This is a genomic window from Gulosibacter sp. (genome assembly GCF_052090685.1).
Taxonomy (GTDB): Bacteria; Actinomycetota; Actinomycetes; order Actinomycetales; family Microbacteriaceae; genus Gulosibacter.
On sequence record NZ_JBQDBE010000012.1, the window covers coordinates 1 to 17646 of the forward strand.

Consider the following 17646-nt stretch of genomic DNA (forward strand, 5'->3'; position numbering starts at 1 on the left):
AACGTGGCGTGGCCGATGAAGCTGTTCAGTGCGGAATTGTCGATGCTCATGGTGCTTGTCCTCCTGTCCTGGATGGATACTGCGCTTGTGGCCGGATGTGCCGACCGTATTCGATTCCTTCTCCGCCGGCGTTGTTTGCCCCGGCACCCCCCCGGGGGAAAACCCGCCGGCCGGGGGGAGATGGGGGTGGCGCCCCCCCCGGCCCCGCCTCCGACCCCCCTACCCCCCCACACATACTCGCCCCCCCCCCCCTCCGGGGGGGCCCCCGCTTCCTTATTGGCGGATGATGCTCGGGACTATTCAGCCTCGGCAGGAACCTCGGGGGCACCCTCTTGCATGTAGCGCATCTGGCGCGCGATGCTCACGGCGTGGTCGGAGAAACGCTCGAAGTAGCGGTTCGCGAGCGTTGCGTCGACGATCTGCGAAACGCTCACGTCGCCGGCGTTCTCGTGGCGAGTGAGGTACTCGAGTACGTGGCGGTGGGAGTTGTCCACGGCGTCGTCAGCGGCAATAATCTCGTCGATCAGAGCAGCGTCTTCCGTTTCGAAGAGGCGGACAACGCGCTCTGCCTGAGCGACATCGAGCTTGCCGACGTTTGCGAATTCTTCGAGGAGGTCGGTGGGTGCAGACTGTTCCGGGTAGCGCATGCGTGCGAGCTGCGCGACGTGTGCGGCGAGGTCTCCCATTCGTTCGAGAGCTGCGGTCATGCGCATGGTGGCGACGATGAATCGAAGGTCGCGCGCGACCGGTGACTGCATGAGCAGAATCTCAACACCGAGATCGTCGACGTGAAGGGTGGACTCGTCAATCTTGAGGTCGTCGCTGATCACCTGGTCAGCGAGCGAGACGTCGGAGGAAGAGAAAGCAGTGGTAGCCCGGGTGATCGCAGACAGGACGTCTTTCGAGATGGCTACGAGTCCGGACTGGACCTCGGCAAGTTCTTGCTGGAATACTTCGCGCATTGGCTTCCTTTAGTTTGGCTGGGTGGAACTTAACAGCTTCCAAGCACCATAGCGGTGAATAACCGAAATGTTTCAATGGCTGAACCTACGCTTTGGAGTTGTCCGCACGGTGTCTAGGCGGTAACCAGTCGTTAATCTTCGGAGCGTTCGGGCGCGCCTCGGCACTGCCCTAAAGTTGAACTATGAGCACCGCGACGGCGATTTATCTCAGCGTTTTACTCGGCGTCGTAGTCGGTATTGTGATCTCGACAGTGGTCGTGGTGATTCTGCGCGCGAGGTCGCGGGCGGCGGCGATCGCGCAACCGGTGATCTCTTCAGACGTCGAGGAAGTCTTGGCCGCACTGCCGCAAACGGCGATCGTCACCGACCCCTCACACAATGTGATTCGCGCAAGTTTTGGGGCGACGAGTGCGGGGCTTGTCACTCGTGACGGGAGACTCGCGCCACAGCTTGTGCCGATAGCGGCTCGTGCGTGGACGACGGGGCACGCGGTGGAGACCACAAAAACGGTGCCGCGGGGGCCGTTTGGCTCCGCCGGGCTGCAATATCGGGTCCGGTCATCGCTACTCGCACCGCGGTTCATCCTCACGCTGGCGCAGGATATGACCGAAGCGATTCGGGTCGAGGATGTTCGTCGAGATTTCGTGGCCAATGTGTCGCACGAGCTCAAAACCCCGATTGGTGCGGTGACGCTCCTCGCCGAAGCAGTGCAGGAAGCCGCCGATGACACCGAACAGGTGCGGTATTTCGCCGGTCGGATGCTGATTGAGAGTGACCGTCTCGCGCGACTCACTCGCGAACTCATTGACCTCAGTCGATTGCAAGCAATGGACACCCTCGAAAATGCGGAAGTGGTGGACATGGCGGAAATCGTGGAGCAGGCAGTGGACCTCACCCGCGTCCCCGCGAATGCGAAGCAGATCAGAGTTCGGATGAAGCCGGTCGAAGGCTCTGACGTGTGGGGCGATAGTTCCTTCCTGCTGATGTGCGTGCAGAACCTCATCACCAACGCGATCACCTATTCGCCGACCACCTCCAGCATCGGTATTGGGATGCGCCGAGTCGATGATGTGATCGAGATTTCAGTCGCAGACCAGGGGATTGGGATCAGCGAAGCGGATCAGAAACGGATCTTTGAACGCTTTTATCGCGTGGATGCGGCACGCTCACGAAATACCGGTGGGACCGGATTGGGCCTGAGCATCGTGCGTCACATCGTCGAGAACCACGGTGGTGAGATTCGAGTGTGGTCAAAACTTGGTGAAGGCTCGACCTTTACGCTGCGCATCCCCGCGGCGGATGCTCGCCGACCGCAGAATGAGCACACGGAGGCTCGGGTGACCTCAACCATCCGGCTACCAATACTTCCTGCTGATTCGGAGTGAAACGGGCGATCGTTTACCAATAGTTTGCCGTTCGTATGCACAATAGGTCCGTGACTCGAATTCTTATTGTTGAGGACGAATCCTCCCTTCACGAACCGTTGGCTTTTCTTCTCAACCGGGAGGGATACGAAACTGGAGTCGCCGAGAACGGCAATGACGCGGTCGAACTCTTCGAACGCGAGGGCGCTGACCTGGTGTTGCTCGATCTCATGCTCCCCGGAATGCCCGGTACGGAGGTGTGTAAGCGCATCCGTGCGGTCTCAGCAGTACCAATCATCATGCTGACCGCGAAGGACTCCGAGGTCGACATCATCGTGGGGCTCGAGCTCGGCGCAGATGACTACGTCACCAAGCCCTACTCGACACGAGAGTTGCTCGCTCGGGTGCGAGCAGTGCTCCGCCGTGCCGAGCAGGTTGAGGAAGACGAAGACGACGGCATCGTCGAAGTCAATGACATTCGGATGGATGTCGACCGCCACACCGTGGTGGTCCGCGGTCAGCTAACGCAGATGCCGCTCAAGGAATTTGAGCTGTTGGAGTTCCTCATGCGTAACTCGGGTCGAGTGCTCACCCGCGGTCAGCTGATTGATCGAGTGTGGGGCCCCGACTATTACGGGGATACGAAGACGCTGGATGTGCACATCAAGCGCATCCGCTCCCGCATTGAAGTGACGCCGTCGTCGCCGAAGCTGCTCGTGACCGTGCGCGGTCTCGGCTACCGATTCGAGGGGTAGATTCGGCTCGAGCCGCCGCGGCGCTGCTCGGTCTTGGATCGAACCGTGCCTTAGAAACGAAGTGGGGCCCATCCAAACGGATGGGCCCCACTAGTTGGTCTGCGAAGGTTGGCTGCGACTCGCTACGGCTGCAGTGTTTCCGTGGGCGTCGCGTCGGTCTCGGGTGCGTCGGTCTGCGTTCCGGCAGGCTGGTCAGCGGGTGCCTCGGGGAGGAGCGTTGCGTACTCCTGGAGCACACCCTCGGCCTCTTCGGAACCGAGGATCGGCACGAGTACCGTGTCTTCCGCGGTCTGCGCATTGCCTTCGAGGTCGGTGTAGGTCGAGGTGAAGGTCACTTCAATGGTCGTACCGGTCTCGAACTCACCAGTGACAAGTTCTGGGCCAGACTCGCCATAACCGACCTGCGTCAGGCTTTCGTTGATTCCGGCGCTCGCTTCGATCTCCACCGTGCTCGAGCCAACTTCGGCGGTCACGGTCGCGGGCTCGTCAGTGAGGTTGACGATGGCGAACACGAAGTTGGCTTCATCAGCGTTTTCCGTGGTGAGCAAGAGCGCGTTCTGTACGGAGACACCACTGAGGTCTGCACTGATGCCATCGCTGGGGTCGTACTGCATCTCCGTGCGTTGGGGGCTGATCATGTTGCAACCAGTCAGCCCAACGCCGATGGCGAGGGCGAGCGCGGCTGCGGCAACGGCGCGGATCTTCACTGCAGGGGCCTCCTGGTTACGGTGCGAATCAACTGTGCGCTAACTCGCGAATAACAAATCTTCCTCAAGCCTAGCCGATTGCGGCGGCTGCCTTGGCACCCGTGGAGGCAGAACATGTCCGCTGAGGGCGCGAAATCCTATCACTTGGCCGTGCTAAAATGGGCAAATCTGCGTAAGTGAGGGGAACTAATTTTATGAAGCTTGAGGTCGGAGAGACCGTCGTCTACCCACACCACGGTGCGGCAACGATCGAAGAGGTCAAGACTCGAGTCATCAAGGGTGAAGAGAAAACCTACCTGAAGCTGAACGTAGCTCAGGGTGATCTCACCATCGAAGTTCCGGCTGACAACGTCGAACTGGTTGGCGTCCGCGACGTTATTGATGATAAGGGACTCGAAGAGGTGTTCGACGTGTTGCGTGCACCGATTACCGAGGAACCAACAAACTGGTCTCGCCGGTACAAATCCAATATGGAAAAGCTCGCCTCTGGTGACGTGATTAAGGTCTCTGAAGTGGTTCGTGACCTGTGGCGTCGCGACCAGGACAAGGGGCTGTCGGCCGGCGAGAAGCGGATGCTCTCGAAGGCACGCCAGGTGCTCGTATCCGAGCTCGCGCTCGCGGAAGAAACCAGCGAGGACGACGCCAATGAGCACCTCGACAAGGTGCTTGCCTCCTAATCAGATTTAAACAGATCGCTGGCTAGTACTGCCGGGGTCGTTATTCCAGTTGCATCATTGCGAAAGGAATAATGGCCCCGGCATTCTCTGTGTGTGGGATGCTAGCCAGCATGAGTGAGCGCGCCCTGCCCTGCACCGGAGTTGTCATTGTTGCCGCCGGCATGGGAACCAGGCTCGGGCTCGGTATCCCGAAAGCGTTCGTACTGCTGGCCGGCGAACCGATGCTCGCGCACGCGCTGCGCGGTTTGCTGAGATTGCCCGGTCGTGTCGCGCTGGCAATCACCGTGCCCGCTTTGGTCGAGCATGCACCAGCCGAGCCTGCTTCATCCGTGCCCGCGTCGACCGATCCCGCATCAGCCCAGGATGCGCAGGCTACCGCCCAGCGGCTCGTCGCCGACGAGCTGGCCGGCTTGAAAGATCGGCTCGTGTCCACCCGAATTGTGCCCGGTGGGGAGAGCCGCCATGCTTCTGTTGCTGCCGGGCTCGCGGCTCTGCCGGAAGAATGCGATGTCATTCTGGTGCACGACGCTGCTCGGGCGCTCGCAACCCCGGAGTTCATCGCCGGAATCGCCGGTGCGGTGCGGGCAACCGGCGTGGGGATCGTTCCGGGGGTGCCGGTGATCGACACCATCAAACAGGTGGATGCCCAGCAGCGAGTCCTCGACACCGTGGATCGCACAGCGCTTCGTGCCGTGCAGACGCCGCAGGGGTTTCCCGCATCCGAACTGCGAAAGGCCTATGCCGACAGCTCGGACATCGCCACGGATGACGCCGCGACATTCTCGGCAGCGGGCGGCATCGTGGAGATTGTTGCGGGAGAGCCGGATGCGTTCAAGATCACCGGTCCCGCCGACCTCCTGCGCGCGGAGCAGTTGATTGCCGAGCGTTCGGGCGCGGACCTTCGCGGCGGCATGGATTCCTCGGTTGCCAGCGAGCTGCGCACCGGTATCGGCACCGACATCCATGCCTTTGATACCGCCGACCAGGACGCGCCAATCGGCACGCCGGTCCGACCGTGCTGGCTCGCGGGCATTCATTTTCCGGGGGAGCGTGGGTTGACGGGCCACAGCGACGGCGATGCGGCGAGCCACGCGATCGTGGATGCGGTACTCGGCGCGGCAGGGCTCGGCAGCATCGGTTCCGCATTCGGAACCTCGGATCCACGGTTTGCGGGCGCTCGCGGCACGGTGTTTTTGGAAGCGACACGAGAACTCCTCGCGGCACACGGCTGCGCAGTGCAAAACGTGAGCGTACAAATCGTGTGTCAGCGACCACGATTCGGCCAGCGCGCGAGCGAAGCAAGTGCGGTGCTGTCGCAAGCACTCGGCGCACCCGTCACCGTGAGCGCAACCACTTCCGACGGGCTCGGCTTCACCGGTCACGCCAATGAAGGGGTGTTTGCCGTGGCGAGTGCGCTCGTTCGTGTACCGACACTCGCAGACCAACAGCATGGCTGAGCTACGCGACTCTAAGATGGATGCGTGACTCAGCAGCGCCTTTACGACACCCGACAGCAGACGTATGTCGATTTCATTCCCCTGACGGAAGGGGAAGTGTCGATGTACGTGTGCGGACCCACGGTGCAATCCGCACCGCACGTCGGGCACTTGCGGTCCGCACTCGTGTACGACCAGATCCGACGCTGGTTCGTGCACGAGGGTTTCCGGGTCACTCTCGTTCGCAACGTCACCGATATTGACGACAAGACGCTCGCCAATGCGACGGAACACGAGCCCTGGTGGGCGCTCGCGTATCGCGTCGAGCGGGTGTTCAACGAGGCGTACGCGACCCTGCGCATCCAGGCACCGACCTACGAGCCGCGTGCGACCGGAGCAATTCCGGAAATGCAGGCAATTATCGCCCGACTTATTGACGCCGGACACGCGTATGAGGCGGAGGACGGGGTCTACTTCGACACCGCATCCTGGGCCGACTACGGAGAACTCACCCACCAGCAGCCCAAGGACATGGTTGCCGCGGAAGACGGCGCACCGCGCGCCAAACGCTCGGCGCAAGACTTCGCACTGTGGAAGGGGAAGAAGGCTGACGAGCCGGAATCTGCCGCCTGGGACTCGCCTTGGGGGCGCGGTCGACCGGGCTGGCATATCGAGTGCTCCGCGATGTCGACCAAGTATCTCGGCAGCGAGTTCGATATTCATGGCGGCGGCCGTGACCTCCGATTCCCGCACCACGAGAACGAACTCGCCCAGTCACGGGCTGCGGGGGATGCGTTCGCACGGCACTGGCTCCACAACGGTCTTGTATCCCTCGGTGGCACCAAAATGTCGAAGTCAGTGGGAAACGTCGTCTCCGCGAGTGAGCTGTTGAACGAACGTCGCCCGATTGTCGTGCGCTATCTCTTCGGCTCCGCCCACTACCGATCCACGATCGAACTCAGCGAGGAGGCGTATGCCGAGGCCGAAGCGAGCTTCGACCGTATTGCGCACTTCCTCGATCGGGTGACGCGACTGCTCGGTGAGCAGGCACCGCCCGCAAGTGAATTGCCCGAAGCTTTCGCTGCGGCGATGCGCGACGACTTTGGTGTCCCACAAGCGCTCGCGGTCGTCCACGAGACCGTGACGGCTGGAAATCAGGCGCTCGAAAACGGGGAAGTCGCGCGCGTCCAGGAACTAGGGGCTGCGGTGCGCGGAATGCTCGGTATCCTTGGAGTTGATCCGCAGGCTGACGAATGGGCAGATTCATCCGCGAGCGATTCGGTGCTCGAACCCGCCCTCGATTCCCTGATCCGCGGGCTCCTCGAACAACGGGCCACTGCCCGAGCCGAACGCGATTGGGGAGCCGCCGACCGCATCCGCGATGGGCTTGCTGCCGCGGGCATCACGATTGAAGATACCCCGCAGGGGTCGCACTGGAGTGTTAACTAATGAGTACTGGTGGAAAGCGCCCCTCGGGCAACCGCAATAAGAAGGGCCCGATCAAGGGCACCGGCGGCCACGGCCGCAAGGCTCTCGAGGGTAAGGGCCCGACCCCGAAAGCGAAGGATCGGCACTGGGCGAAGGACCGCCGTCGACAGGCCGCAGCGGGCAGTAAGCCGGAGCAGCGGCGCACTGCCCCGCGACAGCGCTCGTCGCAGCTGAACGATGTTGAGCTGGTCACCGGGCGCAACTCGGCGCTCGAGGCGCTGCGCGCGGAGATCCCCGCGACGACGGTGTACGTGGCCGCGCAGCTCGAAGTTGATGACCGCATCCGTGAAATCATTCAGATCGCGGCGAAGCGCAATATTCCAATGCTTGAGGTCACGCGGCAAGAACTTGACCGCATGGTTCCCTTTGACGCCGTGCACCAGGGGATCGCACTCAAGGTTCCGGCCTATGAGTACGCTGACCCGGTTGAGCTGTTGCAGACCACGATTTCGCAGGCGAAGACGCCACTGTTTGTCGCGCTCGATGGCATCACCGATCCGCGCAATCTCGGGGCAATTGTTCGGTCCGTGGCGGCGTTCGGCGGCCACGGCGTGATTGTGCCGCAGCGTCGGGCGGCGGGGATGACCGCATCCGCGTGGAAAACCTCGGCGGGTGCTGCTGCCCGTCTTCCCGTTGCACTTGCAGGAAACCTAACCAACACCGTGAAGGCGTTTAAGGATGCGGGTGTGTTTGTGGTGGGGCTGGATGGTGACGGTGATGTGTCGCTTCCCGATCTCACGCTCGCGACTTCGCCGCTGTTGATAGTGGTCGGGTCGGAAGGCAAGGGGCTCTCTCGGCTCGTGGCCGAGAATTGCGACGCGATTGTGTCTATTCCAATTGACTCGGCCACCGAATCGCTGAACGCTGGTATCGCCGCATCGGTGACGATGTACGAGGTTGCGAAACTTCGCGCGGCAGCCGCCAGCACCGACTAATTCAGCCGATCACCCGTGGCTGCATCAAATATGTGCAGCCGCGCGGTGTTCGCAAGCACGGTCACCGTGTCGCCAACCTGCGCGTGGTTTCGGCCGTCGACTCGAACGGTGAGCTGCAATTCGCGGTCATCGACCTGCGCTGACCCGTAGAGGTAGCCGTCGCTGCCGAGCTCTTCCACCAAGTCGACGCGCATGCGAAGTCCGGCTTCGCCATCCTGCGCGATCCGGAGGTCCTCAGCTCGCAGCCCGGCTCGAATGCTCCGGTTTCCGGCCGCGTTGGCGACCGAGTCGGGTACGGGAACCTGCGTCTCGCCGAACGGGAGCATCCCGTCGCGGATTGCGGTCGACCAGATCGTCATTGCCGGCGATCCGATGAACCCGGCGACAAACTCATTGACCGGACCGTCGTAGAGGTCTTGCGGAGCACCCACCTGCTGCAGTTTGCCGTGGTTGAGGACCGCGATGCGATCACCCATCGTCATTGCTTCGGTCTGGTCGTGCGTGACATACACGGTCGTGGTGCCGAGTCGCTGTTGTAGGGATGCGATTTGCGCGCGGGTTTGGACGCGCAGTTTTGCGTCGAGGTTCGAGAGCGGCTCATCCATGAGAAATACCTGCGGTTCGCGCACGATCGCCCGCCCCATCGCGACACGCTGACGCTGGCCACCGGAAAGTTCACCCGGTCGGCGGTGTAGTAGCTCACCGAGGTCGAGCAATTCCGCGGCTTCGCGGACGCGCCGCGCGCGCTCCGCTTTCGACACGTGACGCGTGCGCAGCCCGAATCCAACGTTTTGCTCCACTGTCATGTGCGGGTACAGCGCATAATTCTGGAAGACCATCGCGATGTCGCGATCCTTCGACGCGACATTGGTGACGTTACGATCGCCAATGTGAATGGTGCCCTCATCCACGGGCTCGAGCCCCGCGAGCATCCGCAGCGTCGTGGTCTTGCCACAGCCTGAGGGACCGACAAGGACGAGGAACTCGCCGTCACCGATTTCGAGGTCGAAGCGATCGACGGCGTTGCGTGAGGATCCGGGGAAGCGGCGCGTCACGCTTTGGAAGTTCACTGCGGCCATGAAGATCCATCGTAGTCGGCGCTCGGACTGGACCATCACGGAGGGCCCTCATGCCCACGACGGATCCTCTTGCAACGATGTGCAGTCTTTCTTCCAACAGCAGCAGGAATACGGTGCTTCGTGAGCCCCATCGGCTAGTTTGGGCAGAAAATTTGGCGGCACCCCTTCACCGGTTTAAGAGTGTGAATTGGGCAGCGAGATTGACGACAGAATCAGTAAGGGAATGAGTATGAACCCCTCACCGACGAACCCCGACAAACCGCGCTTTGTCTCGCCGACCCACGAGCGTCGTGAGTGGGCCGCGCAGATGCTCCGCCAAGCTCACGCACAGGGTGGTATGACGCTCCTGGTTGACGGTCTTCCGGGAATGGGGAAGACCTTTCTCCTCCACGACCTCCGTGCGGCGGCGCTCGCGGAAGGTCAGTGGCCGCTCATCGTGGTGCGTGCGGATGAGTTTGAAGTGGGGGAGCCGTATAGCTTTATTGAGCGCGTGGTGGCCGCCAGTGGGATGGACGATTGGTATTTCGAGCCGGGCTCCCTGACGGACCCGATCGACGTGGCGCGTGAGTGCATCCGAAGATTGCTCGGCGACGGTAAAGATGGCGGCTGGGTGTTTATCGTTGACGATGCTCAGTGGGTGGATGCCGAATCGCACCGGGTGTTACGGTATGTGATTCCGCGGATCACCAGGCGAAATATGCTGCTCGCAATCGGTTCCCGGTCGCCGCACGACTCCGGCTCATTTGGGGCGTTCTTGAAAGAGTTCGTGAGCAATAGTCACTTGGACCAGGGGCGCACATTGCAGCCTCTCGCCTCCCGCGAGGTCCGTGCGCTCATCGCAGAGCGATACGGGGTGGCCGTCTCGAAATCGATCGCGAAGCAGATCGTGGCGGAAACCGGCGGATCCTTTCTCGAAATCGACAGCGTCCTCAGTTCGATGACCGCCCAGGAAATTGCGCAGATTCACCTGGGCTGGAGTGCGCCAGCGCGGCTCACGGAGGGATCAAATGATCTGCTGCTGCGCACCTATCGCGACATCGACCGGGAAACGCAAGCCACCGTGGAGCTTGTCTCGTTAGCCGGGCACGCACTTAACGTCGATCAAATTCACGCTGCTGCGCGCATCCTGAACGAGCCGGTTCACCTCGATAGCGGCATCGCAATGGGGATGCTCTCGCAATCGGAAATTGACTCGAGCGTCATGTCCCGACACACGTTGCTGGCGACTGCCATCGCGAATTCGGTGCCGCAAGAGCGGGCCCGTGAGATCTACCATGCCCTCGCGGAGGTCACCGAGGGATACCGTTCGCTGCGACAGCGGCTCATGGGGGCGAGCAACTGGAGTGAAGGCCTCAAAAGGGAAGTCACGGAATATGTCGCCGCCGCGGTGTCGGAACGGAAATTTGGCAGCGCGGGAGAGGTGCTCCGCGCAGGGTTGGAGCTGGTGACAGAACCCGAAGCACGGATAGAGCTCATTGAGAGTCTGGTACTCGTCCATTTGCAGGCGAAGACCGGCTACCTCGTTGTTGATCTGCTGGATGAGATTACGCAATTCCCGCCGACCTTGCTGCGTCAACTTATGGTGCAGGTGCTCAGCGCGCACCGTGTCGGTGCGGAAGTCTCGCCCGCCGCGGTGCAAGCGATCCTCACCACAGTTCCCAAAACCACCGATGAGCGAGCGATTCTTGGATTCTACGCATTCTTGGTCGTGCTCTTGAGTATGCGCAGCGCCGACACCGAAGCGGTTCCCACACTCATTGAACACGCAAAGCGCCTCGTTGCGGCCGCACCTTCCTCGCCGGATGAACTCTCGGATCAGCGGCTCGCCTGGATGGTGGACCGTGACGCGCGACTGCTCGTGCTCGACTGCTATCAGGTGGTGCAGTATCAGCAGCGCTCGGAGTTGGATGAAGTCCGAGCTGCGCTCCCGGGCATTATGCAGCGCATCGAAGCAGTGGAGAATTCCTCACTCAAGGTGGATGCGATGGTCGCGATTGCAGGTGCCCAGATGGCAATCGGTCGGGCAGATCTGGCGCACGCTATGGCAGAGGAGGGCGTTGCCATGCTCAAGCACGTGGGAGAACCCTGGGCGGCAGGTACCGCACGCGTGATTCTGGGCCACTGCATGATTCTGCGGGGCGACCTCAGCGAAGCAAGCGAACTGATCGATCTTGCCGAAGCAGTGACCTTCAATTCGCTCGATGTGGAGACACGCTCCAGCTGGGCCGCACTGCAACTCACCATTGCTGCGATGACCGGCGACGAAAACGCCGAGCTCTATGTGGAGCAGTCTCGGCGGCATCGCGACGTTGATTGGGAGGCATACAGCCCGGATCTTGGAGTGATCGCGGAGTGTGAATTCGCTCGTGTCCGTGGCAATTTCGAAGAGATACTGCGGGTCACTTCGGGATCCTGGGTTGAACAGATTCGGAGTACCCAGCACGGTTTTCTCACGTATCGCGCGCAAGCCCTAATTGAAACCCAACGGCTCGAGGAAGCCGCCGAACTGATTGGCTCGCTGGCGCGGTGGCGTGGCGAACGTTGGCAAGAATATTGGGGAAGCCTTGACTGGTTGCAAGCGCGATTAGCGCGAGCGGAACACGACGAGGAGACCGCTCGCTGGCATTTCGAATCCGCGATAACGCATCGCGAGTTTCCGTTGCCCTGCGGTATCGCGCTGGCTGACTTCGGTGGCTTCCTCGCGGAAAGCGGGGATCGTGCGCAAAGCGAAAAACTGCTCCGTTCGGCGGTGAAGGTACTTACCGAGATCAACGCAGACGGGTACCTCGCGGCCGTTCGCGAAATTCTCGAAACGACGCTTGGCGTCCAGGAACAAGCCCCCGCGGTGGCGCGCCACCTCGCGATGCTCACGGCGCGAGAACAGCAAGTCGTTGAACTCGTTGCCGGCGGCGGTACCAACCCGCAGATCGCGAAAAGCTTGGATGTGTCAGTCACGACCGTGCGGTCGCATATCTCGAATATTTTACGGAAGCTCAACCTCAATTCGAGACAAGAAGTGATTCATCTCTTGAGCGAGGAAGGCCACCAGTAGGTAGCTGGTGCTAGTCCAGCTCCGAAATTATTTCCTGCAGCCGCTGAAGAAGCTCACTGCGGCTTTCGGCACCGAGCCGATTGCGCATCCGAGCGACGTGATGCTCAACAGTTTTTGGCGAAATGAACAGTTGCTCCCCGATCGCTCGGTAGCCCTGTCCATCGAGCACGAGCTGCGCGACTTCGAGTTCTCGCCGGGTGAGCGTTGCATTCTTGAGCGGTGCGTGGCTGCCATCTGCGGCATGCAGCTTGTTGATGTCGCGGGCCAGCTGCATCAGTGACAGTGCGCCTTCTCGCTGCGGTTGCTGTAACGCGGCTTGGCCAGCCAACCGGGCCGCATCCCACACCTGGCCGTGCGAGGCGAGCGCATTGGCACTCGCCTCGACCGAGGCAAAATCGGCCTTCCGTCGAAGCACTTCTAACCAGGTCTGACCGGCGCGCGCGAGCGTGGCCGCATAGCTGCTGGTCTGTTGCGCAGCACCAAGGGCGTTGGCATGGGGGATGAGTGCGGCGGGATCATTCGCCTGGAACGCTGCCTGCACGGCAGACCAGTGGAATGGCGCTGTCCAAGCAACTGGGTCGTGCAGTTTGGCGGCGATGGACTGTACCCGCGTGACGAGATCACGGGCCCGGGGAAGCTCCTGTAGCCGGGCAGCAACCACGAGTATTTCGCCGAGTGGCAGAAGGTCGAACAGGGTGAAGGACATCCCAAATGTGTGCCCGCGAATCTCTTGCAAGGCATCGCGCATCCCCTTGAGGTCGGTCCGGCGACGAGCGATGCCCGCGAGCAAACTCAGGTAGAAGAGGCGATCGCGATCACCGAGATGCTCATTTTTCGCGACTTTTGCAACGAACTCTTCTGCAGCATCCATCTTGCCTTGCAACATGGCAGCCCAGCCGCTGAGGAGCAGGTGCCTGACCTTGCTTGACTCACCACCGAGGTTGGCGCTAAGCGCACGTTCAAGGAGTGTTTCTGCGGTTGCTGGATCACCCTTGCCGATGGCCACAAATGCCGCCATTGCCGCGGGACTCTCGGGAAGGAGGATGTCCGCACCGAGCGGTGCGAGGGCGGAGGCTGAGCGGGCCAGTGCTTCCAGCGCCCCTTCACCATTGCCCGAGGCGCTTTTGAGGACACCATCTGCAAGATCCACGAGGCCGGCCTCGTAACTGGTGAGCGTCTCGTTTCCGAGGACTTCCCGCCAGTGACTGGCTAACTCGTGGTCACCGTTGCCGATGGCGGCGACGATTGCCCACGCGGCGTCAAAGCCGATTCGTTCGGGAGGTATCCTCCGGTAGATCGCGAGGGAACGTTCGAGCCGGTTACTTTGGATGAGTGCTGAGGCAGCAAGAATTCCGGCCTGAGCAAACACCTCGGGCGACTTGGAAATCAACAGTCCATCGGTGATGGAGAGCACCTGATTTGTATGTCCGCGTTTTGCCGCGTCGGTGGCCGAGAGAATCCGAAGCTCCTGTTCGCCACAGTCCCGAGCGCGCGCGACCGTGGTGAGCGCCCCGATGGCTGCCGCGTCATCCGGATGGTCACCCACGATCTGAATGAGTTCTCGGAGAAGGGCTGGATCAACACAGCCGGACTCCGCCAATGCGATAAGGGTGGCGGGCCGTGTGCCGACCCCGGACTCGATTTCCGCAAGAATCTGATCGTGCACTTCGCGCAATTGCTCCGGTCGTGCCGAAGCAATAATGCGTGAAGCGGCGGATGCTCTTAACGCAGCGTCGTGGAAATGCACGTCACCGTCAGCCATCATTGCGGTGAGATCTTCGTGAATCATGCTCTTCGGACGAGCAATTCGACGAGATAGTTCTTCCGCGTCATAGGGGCAAGAAACGGCAATGTGAAAAAGCAGCGTATCGAGTTCGTGCTGACGGTCTTCCGCGCGCTGCGACTGCTGACTCTGGGGGAGGGTCTTTTGCGGATTCATGGATGTTGAACCAAGCTCTCGCCCTTGGGCCTGCTGGGAATCCAGCTCATATCGACGCCGCTTTGGGGTTTGCTCGTACTGATCGGGTCCAACAGCGTTTCGATTTCGTGGCCGGGCGCTTCGGCAGCTGCACTCTTGGGCGCCGCGGATTGTGGCGGTGCCGACCACTGGCTCACGCGATTCTTGAGGACCTGCCAGAACGGGATATTGTCTTGATGTGCGACGACCCCCGCCGGGGTAGCTTCGGCCTCGAGGGCTGGCTGCACGTTAAGGATCCGCTCCGCACCGCGGACAACAACCATCCTGGGGTCTTCCGGAACATAGACTTCCACCCCGAGATCCGCTGAAATCCGTTGGCTGACGAGCGGCATGTGGGCCAGGCCGCCCGTAAGTAGCACACCATCAACTTCGAACGGACTCTGTTCAACCACAGAATTGACAATGCCAACCACTGCGTCAGCCCAGGGCGTCGCAATTTCTTCGAGTTCGCTGCGAACCAGTCTTAGGCGCTGAGTGACATCGGGCAACTCCGGCAGCAGCGATTCTGTTGCGGAAAGTGACAATTTTTCGCGTAGCGTTCGGCAACCATCCACGGCGGTTCGCGCCGAAGCAATGACTCCGGGATCAGCAGCATCGACGGTGTGACCCAGTTCTGTGAGGCCGTTGATGAGGTGCTGGAGAACCGCGAAGTCAAGTTCATCGCCACCTTCGTCATGGACGAGGATCGGGCTGGCTAAGGCAGTTGGCTGTGAATCGCAGGTGCTTACGATCACCGCGCTCACCTCATTGGCGCGGAGGCTCACGACAGCAACATTTTGGGGGAGCGGATGCGTGGAATGTTGGTATTCGACGACCGCGGCCTCGGCGTCATTCACCAGCAAAACATTCACATTCCTAGCCGCAAGTGCCTGCGCGACGCGTTCGACTGCCCGAGGGGTCCACCACCCGGGAACGGCAAGCGCGGTGCGAAAGTTTTCGTGACTAGATGTGCGCGCACCAGAAGCGCCGACGCCGAGTGCATCGGCGACGAGCGAAGCATAAATCTCATGAGCCGCTCGAAGCTCGCAAGTGTCACCTGTGACATCGACGTAGGGCAAATCATCCGCGATCCGACGGAGGAGATCTCGGGGGACGTCTTGATTAAGTGACACAACTTCACCGTTGCTGAAGGTGACTCGCGACACCCTGACATCAATTCCGACCACGTCGTCTCCCACATACGAAGGCAACCGCGGAAACGAACTACCGCGATTTTGAAGCAAATACTTCGCCGGTTCCAATTCAGTAATTTCTCGAAGCGTATCCCGAGGCCGTCCCCTAAAGATTGCGGATCCCGCAAAGATTCTTCAAATGGGAAGGGGGCAATCCCCTAGTCAATCCCCTAGTCCCCCTCGTTGATGATGCCGTTGACTCGTCGTCCTTTAGGGCGCAATCCAGGGGGAACTGCCCCGTGGTGGGGGATGCATTGTGGTTCCTAGTCTCGATATTGCCGGCGTCGAATGGTCGAGGTCGGAATTCTTGGGAAAGGAAATCTCATGTCTACTACTACTGCTGACCTTCTGAACTTCATCCTCAGCCTGCTGGGCAACCCAGCACAGTCTGAAGAATTCTCGTCCAACCCGGACGCAACTCTCGCGGCTGCTGGCCTCGAGGACGTTACTGTTGCTGACGTCGACGCAATTGCGCCGATCATTGCCAACGCTTCTCCCGGCTTCTTCTCGGTAAACCAGGGCGGCGGCAACAGCGCCGGCTTCGGTGGCGGCAACGGTGGCCACGGCGGTAGCGGCGGCAACGGTGGCGGCCATGGCGGCGGTCACGGTGGTGGCAGCGGTCACGGTCACGGTGGTGGCGGCGGCCATGGTGGCGGCCATGGTGGCGGTAACGGTCACGGTGGCGGCAATGGCCACGGTGGTGGTAACGGCGGTAACGGTGGAAATGGTGGCCACGGCGGCAACAGTGAGCCAGCCGAAATGATCCAGCAGCTCGTACAGAACGTCTCGGTCGTGAACTGGGACAACAGCGGCATCATCCAGAACATCTGGGGTGCCGACGAGATCACCCAGGCATTCGCAACTGACGGCAGCTTCGCAGTCAACGGCAACGTCTTCGCGAACGACTCAATTGTTGTTGGCGACGGCAACGTCATCGGCGACGCAAACGTTGTTGCCTCGGGCGCTGGCGCAGTCTCGGCTGGTCGCGACGTTATCCAGAACAACGGCGACGGCAACCTGGCACTCGGCAGCGAGCAGACCAACGTCCAGGACGGCGGCCTCATCGTTGGCGGCGACTACACCTCGAACCGCAACTCGAACAACACCACGGACTCGGGCAACACCGTCACACTCACCAACGACGAATCAATCACCGTTGGCGACGTGGGCATCGACCTCTCCGATAACTCGAACAACTCCGATAACTCGAACAACTCAACCAACGTCGGTGGTAACCAGAACAACGGTGACAACACGGGTAACGCGACCCTCACACTCAACAACGACTCGTTCAACGTCGAAGATTCGTACAACGACAGCTCGGACAACTCCGACAACTCGACGGTCGACAACTCAAATAACTCCGACAACTCGACGAACGTCGCTGTCGCGATCGATGACTCGTTCAACACCGATGACTCGTTCAACGTTGAAGACTCGCTCAACGACAACTCGGACAACTCGGTCGACAACTCGGACAACTCAGAGAACACCACTGTCCTGATCAACGACTCGTTCCAGTCGGACAGCTCGACCAACGTTGACGTTGACGTGGATGACTCGTTCAACGACAACTCCGACAACAGCAACAACTCGGACAACTCGAACAACTCGATCAACACCGAGGTCGACGTTGAGATCGATGACTCGTTCAACGACAACTCGGACAACTCGACCAACACCGATGTCGAGGTTGAGTTCGAAGACTCGTTCAACGACAACTCCGACAACTCGTTCAACGCCGATGACTCGTTCAACGTTGAAGACTCGCTGAACGACAACTCGGACAACTCCGACAACTCGTTCACCGACAACTCGGACAACTCCACGAACACCGATGTTGAGGTTGACATTGAGGACTCGTTCTACGTTGAAGACTCGCTGAACGACAACTCGGACAACAACTACGAGTGGGAGTACGAGAACGAGACGAACTACGACTACAACGACTACAGCGACTACAACAGCAACAACACCTCGGTCGTTGACGGCAACGGTAACAACAACGAAGTTGAGTTCGACGGCTAGTCTCGCGAATCGC

At 60.7% G+C, this 17646-nt stretch carries 13 protein-coding genes; 8 read left to right on the forward strand and 5 right to left on the reverse strand.

Translation table 11 applies throughout. The features are described from left to right. Positions 1–296 precede the first annotated feature (296 nt). On the reverse strand, positions 297–962 hold the full coding sequence (gene phoU / locus ACTHXA_RS09195) for a phosphate signaling complex protein PhoU (RefSeq protein WP_441671603.1): 666 nt from the start codon (positions 960–962) through the stop codon (positions 297–299). Between the two features lie 182 nt (positions 963–1144). On the opposite strand from phoU, the gene ACTHXA_RS09200 reads away from it, so the two are divergent. Further along, positions 1145–2347, forward strand: a complete 1203-nt coding sequence (locus ACTHXA_RS09200; RefSeq protein ID WP_441671605.1) for a sensor histidine kinase — start codon at positions 1145–1147, stop codon at positions 2345–2347. Positions 2348–2397: 50 nt separating this feature from the next. After that, positions 2398–3081: a response regulator gene (locus ACTHXA_RS09205; RefSeq protein ID WP_441671607.1), complete on the forward strand. Its 684-nt coding sequence runs from the start codon at positions 2398–2400 to the stop codon at positions 3079–3081. 122 nt (positions 3082–3203) lie between these two features. Here ACTHXA_RS09205 and ACTHXA_RS09210 read toward each other — a convergent pair whose 3' ends face one another. Continuing rightward, positions 3204–3788 carry a hypothetical protein gene (locus ACTHXA_RS09210; RefSeq protein ID WP_441671609.1) on the reverse strand — a complete coding sequence of 195 codons (585 nt, stop codon included), beginning with the start codon at positions 3786–3788 and terminating at the stop codon, positions 3204–3206. A gap of 194 nt (positions 3789–3982) precedes the next feature. Between ACTHXA_RS09210 and ACTHXA_RS09215 the strand changes: the two genes are divergently transcribed. The 4 genes from ACTHXA_RS09215 (at position 3983) to rlmB (ending at position 8324) form a co-directional block, all read left to right on the forward strand. Then, on the forward strand, positions 3983–4465 hold the full coding sequence (locus ACTHXA_RS09215; protein ID WP_441671611.1) for a CarD family transcriptional regulator: 483 nt from the start codon (positions 3983–3985) through the stop codon (positions 4463–4465). A gap of 110 nt (positions 4466–4575) precedes the next feature. Next, positions 4576–5922 (forward strand): 2-C-methyl-D-erythritol 2,4-cyclodiphosphate synthase, encoded by a 1347-nt coding sequence (gene ispF, locus ACTHXA_RS09220; RefSeq protein WP_441671613.1) that lies wholly within the window; start codon positions 4576–4578, stop codon positions 5920–5922. 24 nt (positions 5923–5946) lie between these two features. Next, entirely contained in the window at positions 5947–7350 is a 1404-nt protein-coding gene (gene cysS / locus ACTHXA_RS09225; protein ID WP_441671615.1) for a cysteine--tRNA ligase, read from the forward strand. Beyond that, positions 7350–8324, forward strand: coding sequence for a 23S rRNA (guanosine(2251)-2'-O)-methyltransferase RlmB (rlmB, locus tag ACTHXA_RS09230; protein WP_441671617.1), 975 nt, complete (start codon positions 7350–7352; stop codon positions 8322–8324). Before cysS ends, rlmB begins: the two co-directional genes overlap by 1 nt. On the opposite strand, the gene ACTHXA_RS09235 is transcribed toward rlmB, so the two are convergent. Next, the gene (locus ACTHXA_RS09235) at positions 8321–9403 is read right to left on the reverse strand and encodes an ABC transporter ATP-binding protein (RefSeq protein WP_441671619.1); all 1083 of its coding nucleotides are present in this window, start codon (positions 9401–9403) and stop codon (positions 8321–8323) included. The genes rlmB and ACTHXA_RS09235 overlap by 4 nt on opposite strands. A 223-nt stretch (positions 9404–9626) precedes the next feature. Between ACTHXA_RS09235 and ACTHXA_RS09240 the strand changes: the two genes are divergently transcribed. After that, a complete protein-coding gene (locus ACTHXA_RS09240) occupies positions 9627–12455 on the forward strand; it encodes a LuxR C-terminal-related transcriptional regulator (RefSeq protein WP_441671621.1) in 2829 nt (942 codons plus the stop codon). Between the two features lie 10 nt (positions 12456–12465). Here ACTHXA_RS09240 and ACTHXA_RS09245 read toward each other — a convergent pair whose 3' ends face one another. After that, entirely contained in the window at positions 12466–14394 is a 1929-nt protein-coding gene (locus ACTHXA_RS09245; protein WP_441671623.1) for a LuxR C-terminal-related transcriptional regulator, read from the reverse strand. After that, positions 14391–15545: an Hsp70 family protein gene (locus ACTHXA_RS09250; RefSeq protein WP_441671625.1), complete on the reverse strand. Its 1155-nt coding sequence runs from the start codon at positions 15543–15545 to the stop codon at positions 14391–14393. Before ACTHXA_RS09250 ends, ACTHXA_RS09245 begins: the two co-directional genes overlap by 4 nt. A gap of 384 nt (positions 15546–15929) precedes the next feature. On the opposite strand from ACTHXA_RS09250, the gene ACTHXA_RS09255 reads away from it, so the two are divergent. Then, a complete protein-coding gene (locus ACTHXA_RS09255; protein ID WP_441671627.1) occupies positions 15930–17633 on the forward strand; it encodes an IniB N-terminal domain-containing protein in 1704 nt (567 codons plus the stop codon). Positions 17634–17646 lie beyond the last annotated feature (13 nt).